This is a genomic window from Paraburkholderia sp. SIMBA_054 (assembly GCF_046534875.1).
In the GTDB taxonomy this organism is placed as follows: domain Bacteria; phylum Pseudomonadota; class Gammaproteobacteria; order Burkholderiales; family Burkholderiaceae; genus Paraburkholderia; species Paraburkholderia hospita.
The window spans coordinates 1-240 of record NZ_JAWRXV010001613.1 but is presented as its reverse complement, the minus strand read 5'-3'; the positions used below and the strand labels follow the sequence as shown (position 1 = coordinate 240).

The window sequence follows — 240 nt, the reverse complement described above, 5'->3', positions numbered from 1 at the left end:
AATGCCCAGGACCCGAGCCTGACCGGGGTGAAGGTCAAGGAAATCACCACCACCGACGCCCCGCCTATCAAGCGCTACGAGCCCAACCACCCACTGGCCGATGCCGATGGCTACGTCTATTCGCCCGACGTGGACCCGGTCGCGCAGATGGTCAACCTGATCTCGGCCTCGCGTAACTACCAGGCCGGGGTCGAAGTGCTCAACACCGCCAAGGAACTGGCGCTGGCCACCCTCACGATG

The 240-nt window shown here is 64.2% G+C and carries 1 protein-coding gene; it reads left to right on the top strand.

Going from position 1 to position 240, the window contains the following annotated elements:
* Positions 1-240 (top strand): flagellar basal body rod C-terminal domain-containing protein (locus SB822_RS60530; protein ID WP_410859578.1); only part of this gene is annotated, 240 nt, incomplete at both ends.